This is a genomic window from Porphyromonadaceae bacterium W3.11, assembly GCA_030434245.1.
In the GTDB taxonomy this organism is placed as follows: Bacteria; Bacteroidota; Bacteroidia; order Bacteroidales; family Porphyromonadaceae; genus Porphyromonas_A.
In genome coordinates this window covers 282,530-306,503 of the sequence record JAUISX010000003.1, presented here as the reverse complement: position 1 = coordinate 306,503, position 23,974 = coordinate 282,530, and the positions used below count along the sequence as shown (strand labels likewise).

Annotated in this window: 18 protein-coding genes; 13 read left to right on the top strand and 5 right to left on the bottom strand. The window is 41.9% G+C overall.

Annotated features, from left to right (window positions below):
* Positions 1-35: 35 nt before the first annotated feature.
* Complete coding sequence (locus QYZ87_06215; protein MDN4754122.1) at positions 36-1,430, bottom strand: trigger factor; 1,395 nt, start codon at positions 1,428-1,430, stop codon at positions 36-38.
* A 575-nt stretch (positions 1,431-2,005) separates the two neighbouring features.
* Here QYZ87_06215 and QYZ87_06210 point away from each other — a divergent pair.
* On the top strand, positions 2,006-2,491 hold the full coding sequence (locus tag QYZ87_06210; protein MDN4754121.1) for an Hsp20/alpha crystallin family protein: 486 nt from the start codon (positions 2,006-2,008) through the stop codon (positions 2,489-2,491).
* A gap of 162 nt (positions 2,492-2,653) precedes the next feature.
* On the opposite strand, the gene QYZ87_06205 is transcribed toward QYZ87_06210, so the two are convergent.
* A complete protein-coding gene (locus tag QYZ87_06205) occupies positions 2,654-3,322 on the bottom strand; it encodes a Crp/Fnr family transcriptional regulator (GenBank protein ID MDN4754120.1) in 669 nt (222 codons plus the stop codon).
* Positions 3,323-3,468: 146 nt separating this feature from the next.
* On the opposite strand from QYZ87_06205, the gene hcp reads away from it, so the two are divergent.
* The 12 genes from hcp (at position 3,469) to QYZ87_06145 (ending at position 20,010) form a co-directional block, all read left to right on the top strand.
* Entirely contained in the window at positions 3,469-5,103 is a 1,635-nt protein-coding gene (hcp, locus tag QYZ87_06200) for a hydroxylamine reductase (GenBank protein ID MDN4754119.1), read from the top strand.
* Positions 5,104-5,857: 754 nt separating this feature from the next.
* Positions 5,858-7,843 carry an LTA synthase family protein gene (locus tag QYZ87_06195; GenBank protein MDN4754118.1) on the top strand — a complete coding sequence of 662 codons (1,986 nt, stop codon included), beginning with the start codon at positions 5,858-5,860 and terminating at the stop codon, positions 7,841-7,843.
* Between the two features lie 206 nt (positions 7,844-8,049).
* Positions 8,050-9,042, top strand: coding sequence for a beta-ketoacyl-ACP synthase III (locus QYZ87_06190; protein MDN4754117.1), 993 nt, complete (start codon positions 8,050-8,052; stop codon positions 9,040-9,042).
* A gap of 18 nt (positions 9,043-9,060) precedes the next feature.
* Positions 9,061-9,945 (top strand): GTPase Era, encoded by an 885-nt coding sequence (gene era / locus QYZ87_06185; protein ID MDN4754116.1) that lies wholly within the window; start codon positions 9,061-9,063, stop codon positions 9,943-9,945.
* 30 nt (positions 9,946-9,975) lie between these two features.
* Positions 9,976-11,298 (top strand): ribosome biogenesis GTPase Der, encoded by a 1,323-nt coding sequence (gene der, locus QYZ87_06180; GenBank protein ID MDN4754115.1) that lies wholly within the window; start codon positions 9,976-9,978, stop codon positions 11,296-11,298.
* Positions 11,299-11,337: 39 nt separating this feature from the next.
* Positions 11,338-11,922: a helix-turn-helix domain-containing protein gene (locus tag QYZ87_06175; GenBank protein ID MDN4754114.1), complete on the top strand. Its 585-nt coding sequence runs from the start codon at positions 11,338-11,340 to the stop codon at positions 11,920-11,922.
* A gap of 24 nt (positions 11,923-11,946) precedes the next feature.
* Positions 11,947-12,693, top strand: a complete 747-nt coding sequence (fabG, locus tag QYZ87_06170; protein ID MDN4754113.1) for a 3-oxoacyl-[acyl-carrier-protein] reductase — start codon at positions 11,947-11,949, stop codon at positions 12,691-12,693.
* Between the two features lie 6 nt (positions 12,694-12,699).
* Positions 12,700-13,380, top strand: coding sequence for an RluA family pseudouridine synthase (locus tag QYZ87_06165; protein MDN4754112.1), 681 nt, complete (start codon positions 12,700-12,702; stop codon positions 13,378-13,380).
* 210 nt (positions 13,381-13,590) lie between these two features.
* Positions 13,591-15,765, top strand: a complete 2,175-nt coding sequence (locus QYZ87_06160; protein MDN4754111.1) for a DPP IV N-terminal domain-containing protein — start codon at positions 13,591-13,593, stop codon at positions 15,763-15,765.
* Positions 15,762-16,664: a lipoyl synthase gene (lipA, locus tag QYZ87_06155; protein ID MDN4754110.1), complete on the top strand. Its 903-nt coding sequence runs from the start codon at positions 15,762-15,764 to the stop codon at positions 16,662-16,664. The genes QYZ87_06160 and lipA overlap by 4 nt, the downstream gene beginning before the upstream one ends.
* A gap of 49 nt (positions 16,665-16,713) precedes the next feature.
* Positions 16,714-17,850, top strand: a complete 1,137-nt coding sequence (locus tag QYZ87_06150) for a beta-propeller fold lactonase family protein (GenBank protein ID MDN4754109.1) — start codon at positions 16,714-16,716, stop codon at positions 17,848-17,850.
* Between the two features lie 57 nt (positions 17,851-17,907).
* Positions 17,908-20,010 carry a S46 family peptidase gene (locus QYZ87_06145; protein MDN4754108.1) on the top strand — a complete coding sequence of 701 codons (2,103 nt, stop codon included), beginning with the start codon at positions 17,908-17,910 and terminating at the stop codon, positions 20,008-20,010.
* 339 nt (positions 20,011-20,349) lie between these two features.
* Here the strand turns inward: QYZ87_06145 and QYZ87_06140 are convergent, their stop codons facing one another.
* The 3 genes from QYZ87_06140 to pta all read right to left on the bottom strand — a co-directional run bounded on the left by QYZ87_06140 (position 20,350) and on the right by pta (position 23,943).
* Positions 20,350-21,492, bottom strand: coding sequence for an IS256 family transposase (locus QYZ87_06140; protein MDN4754107.1), 1,143 nt, complete (start codon positions 21,490-21,492; stop codon positions 20,350-20,352).
* Between the two features lie 211 nt (positions 21,493-21,703).
* Entirely contained in the window at positions 21,704-22,897 is a 1,194-nt protein-coding gene (locus tag QYZ87_06135) for an acetate kinase (protein MDN4754106.1), read from the bottom strand.
* Positions 22,898-22,929: 32 nt separating this feature from the next.
* Complete coding sequence (gene pta, locus QYZ87_06130) at positions 22,930-23,943, bottom strand: phosphate acetyltransferase (protein ID MDN4754105.1); 1,014 nt, start codon at positions 23,941-23,943, stop codon at positions 22,930-22,932.
* Positions 23,944-23,974: the final 31 nt, after the last annotated feature.

Sequence of the window (23,974 nt, the reverse complement as noted above, 5' to 3'; positions counted from 1 at the left end):
TAAGTATGTTTAATACCGCTATGTATCAGTTTGTCTTACTCAGCAGACTCTTCTTTAGTCTCTTCTTCGTCTTCAGGGTTAAGGATAGCCTTGAATTCTTCAGAAGTCACCTCTTTTTTCTCCAGATTTACCTTCTCCTGCATAGCCTTAGCAAGTTTTTGCTCAAGTAGGTTCATCTCAAGAGAGTAAGCAAAGTTAGAGTCTGACAGTTGCTTCAATGCATATTCTTCAACGAACTTAGGATCAGGGTTTGCCCATCCCATTTGAGCAAATTGACTACGAGTGACCTCCATTGCATAGCTCTTAAGGTCATCTTCAGTAACAGTTACCTCATGTTCTTTCGCTAAGTCACGGACATAGATCTCTTCGCGAAGACTCTTCATGAGTGCTTCTTTGTCCACATCTTTATCAGCATTCTCTTCGCTATCTCTCTGCTTACTTTCCTTATACCACTCTACGATGGTATCTTCAGCAAGTTCCAGCTTTGGAGCCTTCTCAGACTTGATGTAATTGATGAAGTCAAGGCTAAACTTATAGTCAGCGTTAGCTTCTTCACGCTTCATTAAGAACTCGCGAATCTTGTCTTTAGCCTCTTCCTTGTTTGAAACCTCGCCTTCGCCAAAGACCATGTTGTAGAACTCCTTGCCTAGCTTAGCTTTTTGCATAGAGCGGATGGTCTCGATTTGGAAGCTAAATTCCTTATCCTTTAGAGATTCTACCTCTTCTTTGTCAATTCCGAAGAGAGAAGATAGCTCAGCTTCGTTTCCATCAAAAGCCTTATAAGGATTGAATACCACTACAGAAGTCTTAGCAGCATCTATGAACTTAGCTTGTTCGTCTGAGTCCTTCATGAACTGAGGGTAGATAGTCACATTCTCCTTAACGATGCCACCTTCCTTGCGAACATCGCCTTCAACCTCAGCAATATCACCACCTACTACAGCATCAGCTGTTACGGTATCAATATCCTTAAGGGTAGCAGCACTCTGCTGAGCACGTTCGAGTTCTTCCTCTACATCCTTATTCGATACGCTGATATCATACTTGGTAAAGGTTTTGTCCGAAAAGTCAAAGTCATGCTCCTTAGGAAACTCTGCTATATTAAAGTGGATGGTGAAGTCGTCCTTCAGCAACTCTTCATTATTCTTCTCGTCTGGTACTGGTGCACCAATCACGCGAATCTCTTTTTCTTCTAGGAAGTTACCTACAGCTTCACCCACTACACGGTTCAGTACCTCTACACGAATGGCTGGACCGTACATTTTCTGGATCATACCGGTTGGTACCTTTCCTTCGCGGAAACCTGATACCTTAGCGGTCTTTGATACCTTCTTTAGTTCGCTTTTGAAAGCGTCTTCGTAATCTGCTTTTACTAGATCAAGGGCTATCTTGGTTAAGCCACCTTTTTGCTCAAGTATTGAGATATTCATAATAATCTATCTACTATAATGTATTAATTCGAATTTTCAAATATCCGCAAAGTTACTCTTTTTTCTTGAATTATAATAGTTTATACATACCCTAATCACCATATTCGGACAATTAATACCTGGGTCTTACAATGTTATTGCTGGGAAGTGTAAGGGTTGTTATTTAGCAAGTTATGTTTATAATGGTAATGGTATCTTATTATGAACTGAGACCTTTTTTCTGAATCTCTATCACGTTTGACAAAAGCCATTTATTCTGATATGAACCTATTTTGTCTCAATTCATGAGAGAAGGTTCTTCTCTCTTTTCTCGTAACGTTGCTTGATAATCTGCACGTCTCTGAAGAAATGTCACCCCATTTCGGACAGTATTAGATAGTCTGGCAGGACATTTTTTCAATTGTTCAGACAATCCTTTCATGGAATAGACAGTGTTGTCAATCAGCACTTTATGGCAAGGGTATTGCGACTATAGTACTGTAAACGGCTGAAGATAAGCCATAGAAATTATAGCTCATCATGAAGCCACATAAAGAAAGAATATATAATAAATAGAATAAGAAAGGATATTGATTATGACACGTAGTTTTTTTGACGCAGTAAATGCAATGTTACCAACTGTTTGGGATTTTGACGATGCTTACCAACCTGTTCGTAGAAGCCTTAGAAATAGTGCACCTCAGCTAAATGTGCTTGAGAGTGATGAGGATTATACCTTACAGATTGCTGCTCCTGGAATGACTAAAGAAGACGTCGAGGTAAAGCTTGATGAGGAAGATGTATTGGTTATCTCTATGGAGAAGAAGTCTGAGAAAGAGGAGAAGAGCGATGAAGCTGAGACTTCAGACTCTAAAGAGGTTGCAAAGGTTGAGGAAAAGCCAGTCAGATATTTGCGTAGAGAATTTACTCATCAGAGTTTTGTACAGCGTATCTCTTTGCCAGAGGATGTTGATAAGGAAAACATCAAGGGGACCATGGAGCATGGTATGCTAGTAGTGGTACTTCCAAAGGTCAAAGTGGAAGAGAAAAAGCCTGTTGAGAGAATGATTTCTATAGACTAAAGAGTTTAGAAGAATAGGGGAGAGAGATTGAATTAGGTTGATATTTCATTGAGTTTTTGTTTAGGTTTAGTTTTTAATTAGGATTCTGTCCTAAGAATGAGGAGAAGCCCCCTGCTGTGTATTACACATAGCAGGGGGCTTTTTTATACATAGGAATGTACTTTAGAGAAGCTCTTTGAACTTCTTGACGTCAATGATATTACCGTGTCCACCTTCGAAGGTGATGATCTTATCATCTACCATTTTTGAGATCTCCCTAGATAAGGATTGGCGGCGGACGCCAAAGTAACTTGCAAGGTCAGTAATGCTATTCTCAAAATGAAATTCGCCATTGTGATTTATGGTTAGGATGTAGTAGGCTAGTTTTGACCTTATCGTTTCGAAGGAGAAGACCTTAAGTCGCTCAGAGAGATGTCTCATTTGATTTCCCAGCAATCCCAGAAAGCCATACAGAAAGGGAGGGCAATTGGATAGCAAGTACTCAATATCTTTCTTCTGAAAAATTGAGATTTCGGTACTCTCATTGGCGATCACATCCACTGGGAAGCGATTGTTCTTGGTGAAGAGAAAAGCGGAAGCTAGGGGAAAGGGTGCTACTACCTCGCCCACATAGAGAGCAAATCCTTGATCAGATGCCATTTCGGTACGAACCTTTCCCTTGGTGAGGAAATAGAGGGCATTGATGGTCTCTCCTTGGCGTGCGATGATGTCCCCTTTGTCATACTGTACGACGCGGCGAGGCACTTCGGAGATCGTTTGGTAATCTTCGGCTGTGAGATCCTCTGTCTTACAGAAGTAGAGTAATTCCATATCGTTTTCTGAATACTTCATGAGACAAATATACATATAAAACGGAAGGTGTCATATATGTGACGGGTACCCTCTTTTATTCTTTATAGATTTGCCATATGATGCAATAAGAATTGTTTTCAGCTAATTTATTTGTAAACAACTAATCAATATTATTATTTATGGGGATGTTTTGTTACCAATGTCAAGAGACAGCGAAAAATACTGGGTGTGTTCTTCGAGGCGTATGTGGAAAAACTGCAGACGTCGCTAATCTTCAAGACCTTTTGGTCTATCTATGCAAGGGTATTTCGCATATTACCACTTATATGCGTTCAGAGAATATGCCGGTTCCGGCAAGTGTCAATCACTTCATTACCAATGCTCTCTTTATGACTATTACGAATGCCAATTTTGATAAAGAGCGTTTCGTCGTTACCATTAAGGAGGCACTAGCTATACGAGATGAACTTCTAGAGGGGGTAGATATTAATAAGTGTAATAATCCTAACTATGACTTCCTAACATGGCATGCTGATACCCTAGAAGAGATGGAGGCAAAAGCTGAAGTGGTGGGAGTATTACAGACTGAGGATGAGGACATCCGCTCACTACGAGAGTTGGCAACATATGGACTGAAGGGGTTAGCCGCTTATGTTGAGCATGCTTGCAATCTAGGCCATGAGGATGATGATATTTATGCATTTGAGCAAGAGGTGCTATATCAGGTGACACAAGATTTGTCGGTAGACGAACTGGTGGCTCTCGTTCTTAAGACAGGTGAGTATGGGGTTAAGGGTATGGCTCTTTTGGATACCGCAAATACTTCAACATATGGTCACCCAGAGATCACAAAGGTTAACATCGGTGTTGGCAAAAATCCAGGTATCTTAATTTCTGGCCACGACCTGAGAGATATGCAGGACTTGCTAGAGCAGACAGAGGGTACAGGTGTGGATGTGTACACGCATAGTGAGATGTTGCCTGCTCATTACTATCCTGCATTCAAGAAATATAAGCACTTTGTGGGTAACTATGGTAACGCGTGGTGGAAGCAGGTCGATGAGTTTGGTCCGTTTAATGGGCCGGTGATTTTCACTACCAACTGTATCGTGCCACCTAGACCTAATTCAACGTATTCTGATAGGATTTATACTACAGGAGCATCTGGATATCCTGGCTTCAAGCACATTCCTGATCGAAAGGATGGAAAGAAAGATTTTAGTGAAATCATAGAGCATGCAAAACGCTGTGCTGCACCTGTTGAGATTGAGTCAGGAGAGATCATCGGAGGATTTGCTCATAATCAAGTCTTCGCACTTGCTGATAAGGTAGTAGAGGCCGTCAAGAGTGGGGATATCAAGAAGTTTTATGTGATGGGTGGCTGTGATGGTCGTCAGAAAGGCAGGGCTTATTACACTGAGTTTGCCGAGCAGTTATCTGATGACACCGTGATCCTAACAGCTGGATGTGCTAAGTATAGGTATAATAAGTTACCTCTAGGAGATATTAATGGTATCCCACGTGTACTCGATGCCGGGCAGTGTAATGATAGTTACTCACTCGCTTTGATAGCTCTCAAACTGAAGGAAGCATTTGAGTTAGACGACATCAATGAACTACCAATTGTATTCAATATAGCTTGGTACGAGCAGAAAGCGGTCATCGTGTTGCTTGCCCTGCTATCTCTAGGCGTGAAGAATATCCATCTCGGACCAACTCTTCCAGGATTCTTATCACCGAATGTTGCTAATGTCTTGGTGGAGAATTTCGGGATCACTCCTATCTCAACTGTAGAGGAGGATATTGCGAAGTTTGCATAACCCGTAAAGCCTTATTATAATCATTCATAACACCGATGACCTCAAGGAAACTGTTGTTATAAGAGTGGTATAATAAAGTAACAATACGAAAAAAATAATAGTGCTAGTGGTTCTATCGTAAGAGCCATCGGCACTATGTATTTTATGATATACAATGTGCATATAATTCAGAATCGTATTCAAGGTGATGATAGAATGATTGTCAGAATATAAACTCTATTCTTTTTCAAAATTGGAGACCAGTGATAAAATGAAAGGTACTCGCAAAAAAAGAGAGGTTAAAAGGGGTAGAAATTCTTCCTATAGGAAACCGTTCTCCTTCTCATAGGAAAAAATTATTCTTCCTATAGGAAGCGTTTCTCTTTGATATAACTAAAACTTTGCCTGCTTATACCATACAAAGATGATGTTCATGGTGAGGATTTGTTGCATGAATGTATGTTGTTGTTTGTCAGTTGGTTGTGGTGGTTATTTCTCTTTGGTAATGTCCATCTATGCCACTATATACTTATTAGCTTGCGAATTGTAAAGGATTGTCCTTCTGCAGAACATTTTTCATTGGGTACGAGATATGCATTATTTTTTTTGCAGGAAAGGGGCTGTTTTTTCGAGGCTAATTATCGTCTTCAGTGTTGATACTCATTTTTTTAGCTTCGTATAGACACAATGAAAATATATGGTTATTAATTGCTGGGATTTGAATATCTTTGCAGGGTTGTAAATGAATTGTAACAGCGTCTAAAAGCTAAAGGTGATGAAACATAGAATTGAATTAAAATCTCGATGGGCCCTAGTCTCATGGCATATCTTTCTTGCAGCTCTCCTGATGACTCTTTGTCGAATAGTTTACTATGGCTATAACTATAGTTATTTTTCGGATATTGAGTTTGGAGAGTTATTGAGAATATTGGTGGGCGGAGTCCGATTTGATCTTGCCATGATTGGGTATGGACTCATAGGTTATCTATTGCTCACGATCGTGGGGGCTTATGTGCCGAGAGACATAGAGTCAAAGCGTTGGTATAGGGGTCTGAAAAGTCTTTTTTATCTCGTCCCGATGACTTTCTATCTATTGATTAATATCTCAGATGTGGGGTATTATCCGTATGTTTTACGACGAGCTACATCTGAGATTTTCTCTGAGTTTAAGGGCAAGAGTATGGCTGGCTTTTACAAGGAGTTCATTGTGGATTATTGGCAATTGACAATTGTCTTCATATTGCTCTTTGCTATCCTGATGGCTGGCTACTTCATGTTTTATTATAAGCGTAGAGAAGAAGAGCCCCGACGGAAGACGGTGGTGCTGACACTTGTGACCATCCTTGTGACCATAATAGCTATGAGGGGAACTATCTATTTCGGTGAGCACCCCCTTGATGAGGCTATTGTAGAGAAGTACACTAGTAATTATAAGCATCGTCCTATAGTTATTAATACTCCATATTCGCTTTCGGTTAAGGGTAAGCTTAAGTATAGGAAGTATCATTTTTTATCAGATCAAGACCTTTCCTCCTTCTTTGTGCCAAAGTATCAGGCAGCTCCGCTCTCAGAAAATGATAGCCTATATGGGTCGTTCAAGGGGCGTAACGTGATGATTATTCTCATGGAAAGTATGGCTAGGGAGTTTATAGGAGGTTTGAATAAAGAAATCAAAGGCTTTGTAAGCTATACCCCCTTCTTAGATTCACTGCTTCAGAAAAGTTTGTATGCGAAGTATGGGTATGCCAATGGTAAACGTTCCGTAGAGTCTTTCCCTGCTGTGTTCTGCTCTCTGCCAACTTTTGGGGGAACTTTTAATGAAGATAATTGGCAAATGGTGCATTATCAGCATTTTAATAGTATCTCTACAGGTATGCCAAAGTCGATGAAAGCTCATCAGTACGATATGTCCTTCTATCATGGGGATAAGCCGTATGCATTAGGATTTATGAGTTTTTTGGAACGCTTTGGAATGGAGAAGCAATACACTTATAGGGAGTATAATAATCCTTCAGACTACGATGGAAAGTGGGCTATATATGACGCTCCATTTTTGCAAGGCGTAGCAAAGGATATGGATCACCTGAAGTCACCTTTCTTGAGCATCTTTTTCTCAGCGACCAATCATGCACCCTTTAACTTGCCTAGTGGATTTGAAGAGCGATTCAAAGGAGGGTCACTCCCAATACATGCGACTGTACAATACGCGGATTATGCCATAGGGCAGTTCTTTGAAAGCATCAAGGATAAGCCATGGTATGATGATACCCTCTTTGTATTAGTGGCTGATCATACCAATCTGACGGATCATCCAGATTACGATTGTGTGCAAGGGCATTCTGTCATCCCTATTATATTTTATGACCCACGGGGTCAGTTAAAGGGAGAGATCTTTGATTATGTTGTTCAGCAGGCTGATATCTATCCTACATTGATGTATCTATTAGGTGATGATACGCCGATTCTGAGTTACGGGCATAATATGCTGAATCCACAAGAGGAGCATTATGCACTTAATTTCTTATTCGATAATTATATTCTCTTTCACAAAGATGTAACTATCGAGATTGATGTGGATGGAAATGTGAGGACTTCTAAGCCAGCTCCATATCTGCAGACCGAGCCAGGTAAGGATGTGGAGCCTTCACAGGCAATTCGGGCAAAGTACACTCATATCATGGAGGCTATCGTCCAAGACTACAATAATAGAGTGCTCTCGAATGGGTTTACTTTGAGTAAAACTGAGTTGGAATCGGAGTGAAAAAACCATTTGGCGAGTGCTGTGTGCCATTCTTACCTATAGTGTTAGGTCGGGATCGGGGAGGGGATTTGATATTAAGGTAAGTGATTGCACACTCCATTCTATTTTTGTATATTTGCTAATAAATAAATAGGTTTTACACGTGGCTCACATCATGATGATATTGATATTATTGATGGTTTGAGGCTCTATAAAAAGTTGTAATAATGGATAAGAAGTATGCTGCAATAACAGCCGTAGGAGGGTATGTGCCAGATAAAGTTCTGACTAATGAATATATAGCAAATAAGTTGGATACCTCTGATGAATGGATCACCACTAGAGTGGGTATAAAGGAACGACGCATCCTTGATATCCCTGGGGCGGGGTCTAGCTACCTTGGTATAAAAGCGGTGGAGGCTATGCTTCAGAATTATAATGTATCGCCAGATGAGATTGATATTGTTATCTGCTCATCAAATACACCAGATTACCATTTTCCCACAACTGCGTCTCTTATTGCAAAGGCAGTAGGGGTGCCAGTAGGGGTGCCTTGCTTTGATTTCCAAGGAGCATGCCCAGGCTTTTTGTATGGGTTGCAAATTGCGAGAGGTTTTGTGGAGAGTGGTCTTTATAAGAAAGTGCTCTTGATCTCTGCTGAGAAAATGAGTTCTATTACGGACACTGAGAATCGCTCAACTTATCCGCTCTTTGGTGATGCTGGTGGCTGTGTGTTGCTTGAGCCAACTTCTGAGAGGTATGGTATCCTTGATGTTGTTCTTCACAATGACAATAGCGGAAGTGAGAGTCTGATCCTAAAGGCCGGAGGTTCGGCTGTCCCTGCGTCGCATGAGACTGTGGATGCTCGCGAACACTATATCTATCAAGATGGTCAGAAGGTGTTCAAGGCTGCTGTGACGCACATGGGCGATAGTGCTGTAGAGATTATGGAGAGGAATGGACTTACCCAAGATGATATTGCATGGGTGGTTCCTCATCAGGCTAACCTTCGCATCATTAAGGCTACTGCTCGTCGGATGAACTTGGATCCCTCTAAGGTGATGGTTAATATTAATAAGTATGGTAATACTAGTTCGGCTACTATTCCGCTTTGCTTATGGGAGTGGAGGGATAGGCTCAAGAAGGGGGACAATCTTATCCTTACTGCTTTTGGTGCCGGATTTACGTGGGGATCCATTTGGATTAAATGGGCTATCTAAATTTTTGAATAGAGAAGTATGTATAAAAGTGGTTTTGTAAATCTGGTGGGAAATCCCAATGTGGGAAAGTCAACCCTAATGAATCAATTGGTAGGAGATAAGATTAGTATCATTACTAATAAGGCTCAGACCACTCGCCATCGAATTATTGGGATTGTCAATCGTCCTGATCTGCAAATCGTATATAGTGATACTCCAGGAGTGGTGCAGCCTGCTTATAAGATGCAGGAGCATATGTTGAACTTCTCTAAGAGTGCCTTGAAAGATGCGGATATTCTATTGTATGTCACAGATGTGATAGAGAATCCAGAAAAAAACACCGCTTTTGTGGAAGGGGTCAGAGCCCTTGATATCCCAGTATTGGTGTTGATCAATAAGAGTGATCTGAGTACACCAGAAAAGCTGACAGAGTTAGTCTCATATTGGGAGGAGCTTCTTCCGAATGCCCTAGAGGTATTGCCTGTAGCTGCTTTGCATAAAGCAGGAGTAGGATATATTGAGAAAAGAGTCGAAGAACTATTACCTGAAAATCCACCTTTCTTTGAGGCCGATGCCTTTACGGATAGACCAGCTCGCTTTTTCGTGTCGGAGATTATCAGAGAGAAAATCTTTCTGTACTATCAGCAAGAGGTCCCATACTCTACTGAGGTGGTAGTCGAGGAGTTTAAGGATACTGACAACCTCTTGAGGATAAGTGCCACTATTATAGTCGAAAGGGAGTCGCAGAAGGGTATCATAATAGGAGCTCGTGGAGCTGCAATAAAGAAACTGGGGACTATGGCAAGGCATGACTTGGAGAGATTCTTCGAGAAGAAGATTTACCTCCAGCTCTTTGTGAAAGTGGAGAAAGAGTGGAGAAATAAAGATGCTTTGCTGAAGAACTTTGGTTATAAGCTAGATTAAGAAATTTAAGGGAGAGAAAATTATAATATTATGGCAGTAAACAGCCTTGTGGCCATCGTGGGCCAACCAAATGTAGGAAAATCATCGCTATTCAACCGGTTGACAAAGAGCCGTACAGCGATTGTAACAGAAGAGCCAGGAACGACTCGCGATCGTCAATATGGTTCGAGTGAGTGGGGAGGACGTACCTTCAGTGTCGTAGATACTGGCGGGTGGGTCGATAGATCGGATGATATATTCGAGGACGAGATAAATAAGCAGGTGCAGATCGCCATTGAGGAGTCGGATCTAATCCTATTTATGGTAGATATTCAGGCAGGACTTGGGGAGCTTGATGAAGCTGTCGGGCTGAAGCTACGTAAGGCTGATAAGCCGGTGATCCTTGTCGCTAATAAGTGTGACAACTTTAATCTGGAGCCATATGCAGCAGAGTTTTATAAGTTAGGTCTTGGTGACCCTATCCCAATCTCGGCGATCAATGGCTCTGGTACTGGAGATTTGATGGATCTCATAATAGAGAAATTACCAGAGGAGGATGAGCGTACTGCAGAGGAGATGATTATCCCTAGGATCTCTGTCGTGGGGCGTCCGAATGCAGGTAAGTCCTCTCTTATCAATGCCTTTTTAGGAGAAGATAGACACATTGTAACGGATATTGCTGGGACTACAAGGGATTCCATTTACACACACTATAATAAGTTTGGTCATGAGTTCAGTCTTGTGGATACTGCTGGTATCCGTAAGCGAGGTAAGGTCAATGAGAACCTAGAGTATTACTCTGTGCTGAGGAGTATTCGTGCCATTGAGAATAGTGATGTCTGCGTGCTGATGCTTGACGCGACAAAAGGAATCGAAGGACAGGACATGAACATCTTCTCTATTATCCAGAAGAATAGTAAGGGGTTGGTTGTCTGTGTTAATAAATGGGACCTTATCGAAGATAAGACTCAAAAAGTAATCGATGGGTATTCTAATGCCATCAGAGAGCGTCTAGCTCCGTTTACTGATTTTCCGATTATCTTTATCTCAGCTACTGAGAAGCAGCGTATACTCAAGGTGCTAGATTATGCGAGAGATATTTTTGAGAAGAGGAAGAAGCGGATCTCTACAGGTGAGTTAAATAGAGTCCTTCTGCCTATCATAGAGAAGACTCCACCGCCATCTATTAAGGGTAAATATATTAAGATTAAGTACATTACGATGCTTCCTAAGGTGCAGGTTCCTAGCTTTGTTTTCTTCTGCAACCTGCCACAGTGGATAAGGGAGCCGTATAAGAGATTTTTAGAGAATCAGATTCGTGCACATTGGGACTTTACGGGTACTCCGATTAATATATTCATTCGGGAGAAGTAAGTTGTTTTTTTTTGATTCTTCAATAGTAGGGGCTAATTAATGGCAACGGACAAGACTAGACAGCTATTTATTTTTCATGCTCGCAGACTCTTTGCAGAGCAGGGCTATCATGCGACTACGATGAATGCTATCGCGAAGGCGGCTGGCAAGGGTCGTCGTACGCTATACAATTACTTCGGAACGAAGTCAGATGTCTATTTAGCTGTTATCAAAGGGGAGTTAGAGCAGCTATACCAAGAGTTACGCACCTTTGTATATGAGCCAATGAACGCGTCTAAGAAGCTTATGCTGTTCATTGCACAAAGACAGAAATCGGTTGGAGAAGTGGTTCAGCGTAATGGGACGCTTGATGCGGAGTTTTTTTATAACATAGCTACAGTAGAAAGGTCGCGTCTGCGTTTTGATGTATTGGAGCGTCAATTGATTATGAAGATGCTCAATGATGGTATAGAGGATGGCTCCTTTAGACAGTTGGATGTTAAGCGTACCACTATGCTGATTCATGCTTGCCTTAAGGGTTTGGAGGTCCCATACATCAGAGGTCAATTAGGGAAGGATGACTTAGCGTTGGTGAAGACATTTAGGGTCGTCAAAAGTTTGATATTGGAGGGGATAAAGAAGTAAAACGAATAGAAGTAACATACGAAGATGAAGATGTTAGAGGGCAAAGTCGCCATAGTGACAGGAGGTAGTAGAGGTATCGGAAGAGCCATAGCAATAGAGCTGGCAAAGCATGGGGCAGCTATAGCCTTTACGGGTCGCTCTATTAATGAAAATACTAGATCGCTAGAGGCAGAATTGACAGAACTAGGGGTTAAGTCCAAGGCTTACGCTGCTGATGCTGCAGATTATGCTACATCAGAAGAGCTGGTTACGGATGTAATGAAGGAGTTTGGTCAGATAGATATCTTGGTTAATAATGCAGGTATCACTAAGGATGGTCTCCTCATGCGTATGAGCGAAGAGCAATGGGATGAAGTCATAAGGGTGAATCTTAAGTCCGTCTTTAATCTTACTAAAGCGGTAACGATGCCGATGATGAAAGCCCGTCAAGGCTCCATTATTAATATCAGTAGTGTGGTTGGGGTCACTGGCAATGCAGGACAGTCCAATTATGCTGCTTCCAAGGCTGGTATCATAGGCTTTACTAAAGCGACAGCTAAGGAGCTGGGTTCTAGAGGCGTTCGCATAAATGCTGTTGCTCCTGGATTTATTCAGACCGATATGACAGATGTGCTGGATCCTAAGATGATTGAGGAATGGAATAAGGGTATAGCTCTTCGCCGTCCTGGCCGTCCTGAGGAGGTCGCACAAGCTGTGACATTCTTTTCTAGTGATGCTGCAAGCTATATTACAGGCCAAGTACTGAATGTGTGCGGTGGTATGGTCATGTGATTGCCGATGGAGATTCTTTACGAGGATAACCACCTCATAGTGGTTAATAAGGCTGCTGGGGAAATTACTCAAGGCGATAAAACGGGGGATGAGCCGTTGCCTGAACTGATCAAGCAGTACCTCAAAGAAAAGTATAATAAACCTGGGAACGTATATCTCGGGGTGGTACATCGTCTGGACCGTCCTACGAGTGGTATAGTGGTTTTTGCTAAGACCTCTAAGGCCTTAAGTCGGATGAATGAACTCTTTCGTAAGGATCAGGTTCGAAAGGTCTATCATGCTATAGTCGAGGCTCCTCCTGCACAATCAGCAGGAGAGCTTCGACATTTTTTAAAGAAAAATCAGCAGCAGAATAAGTCCTATGTCGTCTCAAGAAACACCCCCAATGCAAAGGAGGCTATCCTTGAGTATCGCACCATTGGGTCTAGTGACCATTACACCCTGCTAGAAGTAGAACTACAGACGGGTAGGCATCATCAAATAAGGGTGCAGCTGAGTAGTATTGGTTCTGTTATTCGGGGAGACCTAAAGTATGGTGCACGGCGTTCTCTGCCTGATGCTTCTATCTCATTGCACGCATATAGTATCACCTTTATTCATCCGGTTACAAAGGAGGAGTTGCATCTTACGGCACCTTATCCAGCTCACGATACCCTATGGCAATATTTTGCTGAGCATAAGCTTTAGGGATATTCCCATATTTCTTTTGATGAGGAGTTTTGACGCAGTCTTGCAAATAATCAGTTAAAAATCCTAAGTACTCCTTCTCTGATCAATTTATAATACATTGGCACGTTCAGTGGCTTCATCACGAAAAAGCCTTCTCCCATTATCGTATCTATTGGGATAAAAAAAGTATCTTTGTGGTAGGACGTAATTATAAGTTATATAGAGAAAATGAGAACAGTAAGTAAATTATTTTTAATGCTTACTCTGTTGCTGTTTTTGCCATGTGCTGATGCGGCAGGGAAGCTTGCTTTGAAGGATATTTATTCTGGAGCGTACAGCCCTAGAAGTGCTGGTTATGGTTTTCGCTCAATGGCTGATGGTAAGTACTATACCGTCATCTCCAATGATGGTACTAAAATCATAAAGTACAGCTATGAGAGTGGGAAGGAGGTAGAGGTCCTCTTTGACACTAAGACAGCAAAGGAGTGTACGTTTGATTCATTTAGTGACTATATCGTTAGTGATAATGGGCAACGTATTATTATATTGCGTGACCGTCAAGCCATTTATCGTCGTAGTGCTACCTATGATGCTTATCACTATGATGTTCGCAGAAATAGGGTAGAGCCTTTGAGTAAAGCCGGCAGTCGTGTGAGAGTACCACAATTTTCTCCTGATGGAAGAATGGCGGCCTATGTGATTGATAATAATATCTATATTAAAAAGTTCGATTACGATAGTGAAGTACAAGTCACTACTGATGGAGAATGGAATAAAATACTCAATGGTGTAACTGACTGGGTCTATGAGGAGGAGTTGTATCTGACTCAGTTAATGGCATGGAGTGAGGATAGTCGTTACTTAGCATTTGTCCGTAGTGATGAAAGTGATGTGAAAACTTATGATATGACCATCTTTGGTTCTGGTAATTATCCTTATACCTATAGTTTTAAGTACCCAAAGGCAGGAGAGGATAACTCCAGAGTGAGCATAAGGCTTTATGCTATAGATGACCGTAAAACCTCTACTCTAGATCTCGGTCTGGATGAGGAGTATTATATCCCTCGCATGCAGTTCTATAAAGATAAGCTGTATATATTCACGCTCAATAGACATCAAAATCATATGAGAGCTTTTGAGGTTAATCCCCAGAGTCGTGTGTCTCGTCTCTGGATGCAAGATAAGGATGAATGGTATGTGGACTCGAATAGCTGGGTGTTACAGCTGGCATTTGATGATACTGGTATCTACTATGTTAGTGAGAGGAGTGGGCGACCTCAACTGTACAGATATAGCCATAGCGGCGTAGAGGAGCAGCAATTGACTGATGGAGAGTATGACATCGATACCTTTTATGGGGTGACACCGAATGGAGAGGTGGTCTATTCTCTAGCATACCCTACACCAATGGATCGTACAGTAGTGGCACGTGACAAAAAAGGCCGCACTCGTTATCTTTCTCCAGAGAAAGGTGTGAGTAAAGCAACGTTTAGTTCAGATCTAAGCTATTATTTGCTTTCTCACCAAACGACGACCGATCTTCCTCGCTATGAGATCTATCGTACAAAAGATGCGAAGGCTGTGACGCTATTAGAGGATAATGCAAGTTTGAAGAATAGGTTATCCCAAATCTCTTATGGTAAGAGGGAATTTATGAGCGTCAAGACCAAGAGTGGTCAAGAGTTAAATGCATGGATGATCAAGCCAACAAACTTTGACCCAACGAAGCAATATCCCTTAGTGATGACTCAGTATAGTGGTCCAGGATCTCAGTCTGTAATGAATGAATACTCATTTGGATGGGAAGAATATTTAGCAGAACAGGGTTTCATTATAGCATGTGTCGATGGTAGAGGAACAGGTGGAAGAGGGAGCCATTTCAAGAAGCAAACTTACTTGAATATGGGCCTTATGGAATGTCAAGACCAGATCGAGTCTGCTCAAGCCTTAGGAGAGCTTCCATATATTGATGCTAGTCGTATAGGTATCTTTGGATGGAGCTTCGGGGGTTATACAGTATTGATGTCAATGACCCACGGACAAGGAACCTTCGCTGCAGGAGTGGCAGTGGCTCCACCTACAGATTGGGCACTATATGATACTATCTATACGGAACGGTATATGCGTACCCCAAAAGAGAACCCTAAAGGCTATCATGATACTTCTGTGATGCCATTTGTTGATAATTTACAGGGGGCATTGCTGATTGTCCAGGGTACTGCTGATGATAACGTACATATGCAGAATGTGATGCATCTAACACCAGCATTGATTAAGGCTGATAAGGACTATAGGATGTTGGTTTATACGGACAAGAATCATAGTATCTATGGTGGAAATACCCGCAATCATCTCTTCCGTCAGGTCACCAATCACTTTATAGATAATCTGAAGAATAAATGAGCGTCCTAAGAAAAGAAGGAAAGCCGTTACGCAAACCGGAATGGCTAAAGATTAGTATTAGCAGTACTGATAGCTATAGTAACACTTCTGAGACGATTAAGGAGGCTGCATTGCATACCATCTGCTCTAGCGGTAGGTGCCCGAATCAAGCAGAGTGCTGGAGCCGAGGTACAGCTACATTCATGATCGGTGGTAATGAATGCACTAGAGCGTGCCGCTTCTGTGGTACGTCTTCATGTAAATCTCCTGCCCCCCTTGACCCTGATGAACCTAAGCGGGTAGCTGAGAGTGTTAAGCGAATGAGACTACGTTATGTGGTCATCACTTCTGTGGATCGCGATGATCTGCCCGATGGCGGTGCTCAGCATTGGGCTAACACGATAAGAGAGATCCGGAAGTCTTCGCCAAATACGATTATAGAAGTGCTCATCCCTGACTTTCAAGCAGATTTATCAGCTCTGGATAAGGTGTTAGAGGCAAAGCCCGATGTAGTAGGACATAACCTAGAGACTGTCCGAAGGCTGACCCCCTCTGTACGTCATGTAGCTACATATGATAACTCGCTGAAGGTGCTTAAGTATATTGCAGATCAGGGATTTGTAGCAAAGACCGGTATCATGGTAGGCCTCGGCGAGACCCCCGAGGAGGTTGAGCAATTGATGAGCGACTGCGTCTCGATAGGCGTTTCGACTTTAACTATTGGTCAGTACCTACGTCCAAGTAAAAAGCAGATACCTGTAGAGGAGTATGTGCATCCCGATCAGTTCCTTAGATATAAGGAGATCGGCGAAGCTCTAGGGCTTAGTCATGTAGAGAGTGGTCCGTTGGTTCGCTCTTCATACAAGGCGGATCAGCAGTTTTCTGCCGCCAAAGAGCATCGTTCATTAAGAGATATATAAACTTTTTTCGCCCTCTCTTACTGGGGGTGTGATAAATCAATCGATATTCATGAGAAATATAAATATCATAAGACTTTTACAACTTTTTTTCTTGACTCTTTTTACGGCATTGATTTTTTCTAGCTGTGGTGTCTTGTCGCAAGTCGGACAGGAAAAGCATCCTGAAAGAGTTTCAAAAAGCAGACATGAATTGTTACTCGTTGTTTCTGCGGATGGTTTAGTCAATAGTTATGCTTTTAATCCTACTGCATTAACGGCAGAGCATACCGGAAGTTATTCAACGAAGGCTCCCGCTTCGATCGTCCTCAATCGCACAGATAATGTTCTCTATATTGCTAATAATATATCTAATAATGCTACCGTAACCGCTACAAAATTCAATAAAAGCTCCGGAGAGTTAGCTCCTCTTAATCAGGCTTCTGTGAAGGGAAAGGGGCCAGTAGCAATTGATATTTTTGATGACAGATTAATCTCTGCGAATCAAATCGATGGTAGTATCACTCTTTTCCACCTGGATAAGATTAGTGGCAGTTTATACGAAGCAGACTGGAGAATAGACTTAGGAGAGGGACAGATCTCAAATCCTACAGATGTAACGTTCACAAAAGATGGTGCTCACCTGTATGTCGTGGATAAGGGACAAGATAAGGTCTTTCATTTCAGATCACATGGGACGACACCTCCATTAACTATTGATAATCATAATACCATTTTACCAAAGGGAAGTAAGCCCATCGAGTTAGTTTTCGATAACACTGGTAAGGATGCGTACCTATTGTGTGAGGATGACCCCAATATTTATCACTTCAGATACAATGATGGCGATTTAGAACTAATCAGTAAGTACGATACAAGTAAGGCTAGTGGGACAAAGGGGACTGCAATAGCTATTAATCCGAATGGTCAATATGTGTATACAACACACAGTGGGCGTTCTAATGGTCTGACTGTATTCTCTAGAAATACAAGTACTGGTGCGTTATCCAAGATTGAGACACAAAAAACTGGGCTACATCCTAGTAAGATAGCATTAAGCCCAGATGGTAAACTAGTGGCTATCGCTGCTGAAGGAGATTCCGAAGTGCGGATATATCGTTTTAATCCATCTACTGGCTTGATGACCACCGCTGGAACGGTTATAAAGATAAGTAATCCGGTTGATATTATATGGAAAGCATTCTTTTAATAATCTAACTAAGTAATTAGTATTTATAAAACACTATATCATTTTTAAGAACAATTTATGAGGTATTTAAAAACAATCATTTTAGGACTTGCCCTGATGCTGCTAGCAACAAATGCTAGAGCTGATAAGGGGATGTACCTAATTAATCAGCTGAAGCAAGAGAATATTCAGCGAATGCAGGAACTTGGTCTAAAACTGACTCCTGAGCAGATTTATTCTGCGGATGGCAATAGTCTAAGTAGTGCTGTCGTTATCTTTGGTAATGGATGTACTGGCGTTACTGTTTCGAATAAAGGTCTGATTTTTACTAACCACCACTGTGGTTATGGATCTATTCAGAGCCAAAGCTCAGTAGAGCATGATTATTTGAGAGATGGTTTTGTGGCTCATAATTTTTCAGAAGAGCTTCCAATTCCAAATCTTGTAGTAAGATATCTCAAGGAATTCGTCGATGTCACACCAGAAGTTATGGCTGCAGCTTCAGGTATTGATGATGAGATGGAGCGTATCAAAGCTCAGCAAGAAGTGATGAATCAGATCACTGAGCCTTACAAGGGGATGAAGAATGTAGAAGCTAGTGTCTATGCATTCTATGAGCGTAATGCTTTCTTCTTGGTAGTATATGACGTATTTACCGACGTCCGTATGGTATTAGCCCCACCGACATCTATGGGTAAGTTTGGTGCTGACTCTGATAACTGGATGTGGCCGCGTCACACTAATGACTTCTCTGTATTCCGTGTCTATGCAGACAAGAATAACGAAGCTGCAGATTATTCAAAGGACAATAGACCATACCAGCCAAAGCGTTTTGCTAAGATCTCTCTTAGAGGTGTTAAGGAAGGGGACTATACCATGACCATCGGATTCCCAGGTAGCACTGACCGCTATCTAAGTAGCTGGGGTGTGAAGAATCGTATGGAGAATGAAAATGAACCTCGCATCTTAGTCCGTGGCTTGAAGCAAGATGTATGGAGTAAGTACATGGATGCAGAGCAGGCTATTCGTATTCAATATGCAAGTAAGTATGCAGGCAGTTCTAACTATTGGAAGAACTCTATCGGCATGAATAAAGGCCTTAAGGCTCTAGATGTGATAGGTAATAAGAGGAAAATCGAGAATGATTTTGCTGAGTGGGTAGCTGCTGATGCTGCACGCACCCAGAAATATGGTCAGGTCTTGAATGATCTTCAATCTGCTATTGAAGCTAGTGGAGCACTTACCTATGATCGCATGGTGCTAATTGAAGCTCTAGGTGGTACCGAAATTGGCTCCTTTATGGCAATGCCTGATAAGGACATTAAGAAGTTTGATGCAGATAGATTGTATAAGGACTTCAGTCCTAAGGTAGGTCGTGCTACACTTCCTGTGATGTTGAAAGTCGTTAAGGAGAAGGTACAGCCTGAAAACCTACCATCTATTTATCAGTTAATCGAAGATGAGTATGATAATAACTATGAGCTATTTGCTGACTATGTATATGATAACTCAGTGATCATGAATAAGACCGCTATGGTAGAGGCTCTTAAGAATTATGAGGCTTTTGAAAAGGCTCATGATACAGACCCTGCAGTCGTAGTCTTTGATAGCTTCTATGATAAAATCAAGAGTATTAACGAACAGTTAGCCTCAAACAGATGGGCTAACCTTAAGAATCGTCGTCTCTTCTTTGCTGGTCTTCAGGAAATGAGTGATGAGTATCTGCCAAGTGACGCAAACTTTACTATGCGTCTCAGCTATGGTAGTGTAGGTGGTTATACCCCTTACGATGGTGCGTACTATAAGTATTATACTACTGAGGATGGTATTCTTCAAAAGCAAGATCCTAATAGCAGTGAGTATTACGTTCAGCCAGATCTACTTCAGAAGTTTAGAGATAAGGACTTTGGCCAGTATGCCGCAAAAGATGGCAAGCTACATACCGACTTCATCTCTAACAATGATATTACTGGTGGTAACTCTGGTAGCCCTGTATTTGATGGCGAGGGTAATGTCATCGGTCTTGCTTTTGACGGAAACTGGGAAGCAATGAGTGGTGATATTGAGTTCGAACCAAACTTACAGCGTTGTATCAACGTGGACATCCGCTACGTATTGTGGGCGATTGATAAGTACGCTGGTGCAGATAATCTCATCAAAGAATTAGATTTTGTGAGATAATCATATCTATATTATAAAGCTTTATACGAAGTGATAATCTCGGCAGATTTGCGTGCAAGTCTGCCGAGATTTCTAAAATAGATAAGATACTATGTCAGATGCCGAGTGAGTAAAAGCAGACTAATTGATACGATCAGGTAGTGTCCCCAAAAGTGTGTACGGCAGAATGCGTCTCTGAAAAGCAAACCTACATATTTTTTCGCTTTGTTTTCCATAAACATTAAAGATAGACCAATAAAGAATTAAGGCAAGGCTGTCGTAGCACCGCGGAGACACCGCCTTGCCGTATTCTTTTAGGTTGATATCTTTGTGTTGGAAAATAAAGCACATTGTTGTTATTTACTTTTCATTGTTCTTCCTAAGTCCAAGAGTTAGATCTCCTATTCTTTTCTTCAGATAGTTTGCATTGATTGCAATACTACCTATCAAGTGTAGAGCGGATTCTACGCTAGGTAATGCACATTTATATCGAGCCCCTTTCTTTACCTGTCTATTGAAGCGTTCTATCCAGTTAGTACTATGAATGTACTTGCGAACACTGACGTCGTATTTTAGGTATGTGAAGTAATACTCTATCCTCTGACCGTTAGCTATTTTTGTGAGAAAAGGATAGCTCTTACGCCATCTGAACGCAAAGTTTTTAAAGCTCTCTAGGCCATCTAAAGGTGAGCTTCTTGAGCCGTCTTTACTAAAGACCTCCTGTAGATCACTTGCGATGGCTGACTTATCTCGAGGGCGTATCTTTCGAGTTATTTCTCGCTGTAGATGCACCGTGCAGAGCTGGACTTCCACTTCTGTAAAGTGCTCACGTGCAACCTCTTCAATGTTATTCAACCCGTCTGAAATGATTAGTCCTACCTCTTCGAGTCCTCGGCTTTTTAGATCCTCAAAAAACTCGCCCCAGATGCCGCTTCCCTCTGTTGGATTATTATAGACACCCACGATGTCTCGACGTCCTTCGCTATCTAAACTCATCACTACAAAAAATGCCTCCTTGCTCACACTTTCTCCTCTCCGTACAGGAAGATATGTAGCATCGATAACAAGTGCCTCTAAAGTCCTCGGTAGACGTCTTTGACGCCACTCTTCTACTGCTTCTTGGGTCGATAAGGAGAGACGATTGATTTGACTCGTACTATAACGTTTACCATACAAACACTCGAATACTCCAGAGATATCCTCCATCGTATTACCGCAGCTATATAGATAACCTGCTAGTTCTCCCATCTCTTTCTCTTGATCTTTGAGAACGCCTAAAATCAAGGGCATGAAGCCCTGCTGTCGAGTTCGGGGTACTCGTAATTCTAGCATATTACCACTCGCAAAGATGCGACGGGGGCGGTATCCATTGCTCACATCGCCACTATCTTCTTTATACAGTTCCCTCTCCCCTTGCATCGCTATTTCGATGATTAACTCCATTAAACGACCAACTCCATTTGGCTCTGTCATCACGTTTGATAGAATTTCCTTAAATTGCATTTGTGTAAGTCTCATCTTCTTGTTTATCTTTTGTTTTTAACTTTTCAAAGATAACATTCTTGGGACTTACACACTTTTTGGGGACAGTATCTACGATCAACCCGAAAGTACGTAGAAGGTTGCTATCAAGCGACACTCACAATAGCGAGAAAAGCCCTTGCTTCGATATCGAAGCAAGGGCTTTTTGATTATATATGATTTAGCAAAGTATTTACTTTACCAGCTCTTGTGTATCTCTAGCGATCATTAGCTCCTCATCAGTTGGAACGATCATCACTTTTACCTTAGAAGCATCAGTTGAAATAACGACTTCCTTAGCACGTACACTATTATTAAGCTCTTTATCAAGTTCGATTCCTGCATATGACATACCTTCGCATACATATTCACGAGTCTCAGCCTGGTTTTCGCCCACGCCTCCAGTGAAGATAATAGCATCAGCACCATTCAGAAGTGCTAGGTAAGCACCTACATACTTCTTAATTCTATGGTTGTACATATCCATAATTAGGCGAGCACGCTCGTTGCCTGCCTCAATAGCGGCCTCGATATCACGCATATCACTAGAAACGCCAGAGAATCCAGCAACACCTGATTCCTTATTAACTAAGTTGCTTAGTCCCTTGCTATCCATATTCTCTTTCTCCATAATGAAAGCTAGAGCACCTGGATCCACGTCACCAGAACGAGTCCCCATAATCAAACCTTCTGTAGGAGTAAGTCCCATGCTAGTATCAAGAACCTTACCTCCCTTCACAGCTGCGATAGAACCGCCATTACCGATGTGGCAAGTGATAAGCTTAGCCTTAGAGTAATCTAGCCCTAGTATCTCGCACGCACGCTTGCTTACATAGCGGTGGCTAGTTCCGTGGAATCCATAGCGACGTACCTTTAGATCCTTGTACATGCGGTATGGTAGAGCATAATGGAAAGCATAAGGCTCCATTGTTTGATGGAAAGCAGTGTCAAATACAGCTACTTGCTTAACGTTCGGAAGAAGTTTGGTCACTGCTTCTACTCCCTTAATATTTGCAGGGTTGTGAAGTGGAGCAAGGTCTATAAGGTCATTCATAGCCTTGAGGCACTCATCATCAATGACCATACTTTTAGTGAATGTCTCACCGCCGTGTACCACTCTATGACCTACAGCACCGATCTCATCGTAGCTCTTAAGGAAATTGTATTTAGAGTCGGTAAGCGTGTCTAGGATCAATTGTACCGCCTCTGACTGAGTTGGCAGTTCGCGGTTGATTTGGATCTTTTCGCCATTGTGCTTAAACTTTAGGAAAGAGTCAGGCAGGCCTACCTTCTCAACGGCACCTGAAGTGATTTCAGATTCGTCTGACATATCGTAGAGCTTATACTTTACAGATGAGCTTCCACAATTGAGTACAAGTATTTTCATATCTCTTATGTTGTAATTATGTGATTCCAAAATTATTTCTTAGCCAATGCTGCAGTAGCTTGGTTACTAGTGATAGCTACCATATAGTAGATATCCTCTACAGAGCAACCACGGCTTAGGTCATTCACAGGCATAGCGATACCCTGTAGGATAGGGCCAATTGCAGTAGCACCACCAAGTCTCTGTACCAGCTTGTAGCCGATATTTCCAGCCTGTAGGTCAGGGAAGATCATGACGTTAGCCTTACCTGCCACCTTACTACCTGGAGCTTTCTTCTGACCAGTAGCTAGGTCTAGAGCAGCATCTACCTGTAGCTCACCATCGATGGATAATTCAGGAGCCATCTCTTGAGCCAGTTTAGTAGCTTCAGCGACCTTGTCAACGTTATCATGCTTTGCACTACCCTTGGTGCTAAAGCTAAGCATAGCAATACGTGGCTCCATACCTACTAGAGTACGAGCTGTACTAGCACTTGATACTGCTATCTGAGCCAGTTCGTCAGCTTTTGGATCAGGCATCACAGCACAGTCTCCGAAGACAAGCACACCATCATCGCCATATTTTTGATCATTAACAATCATAATGAATGCACCACTAACGACACGGATCCCAGGTGCAGTCTTAATGATCTGAAGGGCTGGACGAAGTACATTACCAGTGGTATTGAAGGCACCCGCAACTTCGCCATCAGCATCACCATTCTTAATCATCAAGCAAGCTAGATATAGCGGATTCTCAGCTAGTTTAGTAGCTTCCTCGATGGTCATCCCTTTGGCCTTACGAAGTTCGAAAAGGATGTTAGCATGAGTTTCCTTCTTAGGGTTATTAATAGGGCATACAATCTCAGCCTTATCAATATTCTTTAATCCTAGTTCCGATGCTTTAGCCTTAACCTCATCAGGTTTGCCGATAAGGATGATGTGAGCCACTTCATCCTCTAATAGACGATCAGCGGCACGAAGAGTACGCTCCTCAAGTCCTTCTGGTAGTACGATACGGCGTTTGTTTTGTTTTGCCTTTGCTACAAGGTTCTCTAATAACTGCATAGTGTGTTGTTATCTAAATTATATATATGAT